This window comes from Luteimonas rhizosphaerae (assembly GCF_002849595.1).
Lineage (GTDB): Bacteria > Pseudomonadota > Gammaproteobacteria > Xanthomonadales > Xanthomonadaceae > Luteimonas > Luteimonas cellulosilyticus.
The window spans coordinates 1-1,193 of sequence record NZ_NRQR01000019.1 but is presented as its reverse complement, the minus strand read 5'-3'; the positions used below and the strand labels follow the sequence as shown (position 1 = coordinate 1,193).

1 protein-coding gene is annotated in these 1,193 nt (G+C 65.1%); it reads right to left on the bottom strand.

Translation table 11 applies throughout. The features are described 5' to 3' along the window. Nucleotides 1-2: 2 nt before the first annotated feature. Nucleotides 3-1,193 carry an elongation factor Tu gene (tuf, locus tag CJ022_RS09480; RefSeq protein WP_101926416.1) on the bottom strand — a complete coding sequence of 397 codons (1,191 nt, stop codon included), beginning with the start codon at nucleotides 1,191-1,193 and terminating at the stop codon, nucleotides 3-5.

The window sequence follows — 1,193 nt, the reverse complement described above, 5'->3', positions numbered from 1 at the left end:
GCTTACTTGATGATCTTGGCGACGACGCCGGCGCCGACGGTGCGGCCGCCTTCGCGGATCGCGAAACGCAGGCCTTCGTCCATCGCCACCGGGTTGATCAGCGACACGACCATCTTCACGTTGTCGCCCGGCATCACCATCTCGACGCCTTCCGGCAGTTCGCACGCACCGGTGATGTCCGTGGTGCGGAAGTAGAACTGCGGACGATAGCCCTTGAAGAACGGCGTGTGGCGGCCGCCCTCGTCCTTCGACAACACATAGACTTCGGCTTCGAAATCGGTGTGCGGCTTGATCGAACCCGGCTTGCACAGCACCTGGCCGCGCTCGACGTCGTCACGCTTGGTGCCGCGCAGCAGCAGACCGGCGTTGTCACCCGCCTGACCCTGGTCGAGCAGCTTGCGGAACATCTCGACGCCGGTGACCGTGGTCTTCTGCGTCGCGCGGATGCCGACGATTTCGATTTCGTCGCCGACCTTGATGATGCCGCGCTCGATGCGGCCCGTGACCACCGTGCCGCGACCCGAGATCGAGAACACGTCCTCGACCGGCATCAGGAACGGCTTGTCGATGTCGCGCTCCGGCTCCGGGATGAAGGTGTCGAGGGCTTCGACGAGCTTCAGGATCGACGGCACGCCGATCTCGCTCTGGTCGCCTTCCAGCGCCAGGCGGGCCGAGCCGTGGATGATCGGGGTGTCGTCGCCCGGGAACTCGTACTTGGTCAGCAGCTCGCGGACTTCCATCTCGACCAGCTCGAGCAGCTCGGCGTCGTCGACCATGTCGGCTTTGTTCAGGAACACCACGATGTGCGGCACGCCGACCTGGCGCGACAGCAGGATGTGCTCGCGCGTCTGCGGCATCGGGCCGTCCGCAGCCGAACACACCAGGATCGCGCCGTCCATCTGCGCCGCACCGGTGATCATGTTCTTGACGTAGTCGGCGTGACCCGGGCAGTCGACGTGCGCGTAATGGCGCTTCTCAGATTCGTACTCGACGTGCGCGGTCGAGATCGTGATGCCGCGCGCCTTCTCTTCCGGCGCCGCGTCGATCGCGTCGTAGGCCTTGAACTCGCCGCCGAAACGCTCCGCACCGATCTTCGTCAGCGCCGCCGTCAGCGTCGTCTTGCCGTGGTCCACGTGACCAATCGTGCCCACGTTCACGTGGGGCTTGGTGCGCTCGAACTTACCCTTTGCCAT

Excerpts from the sequence above, each read along its gene's own strand:
- tuf (WP_101926416.1), bottom strand. The coding sequence starts at position 1,193 with ATGGCAAAGGGTAAGTTCGAGCGCACCAAGCCCCACGTGAACGTGGGC.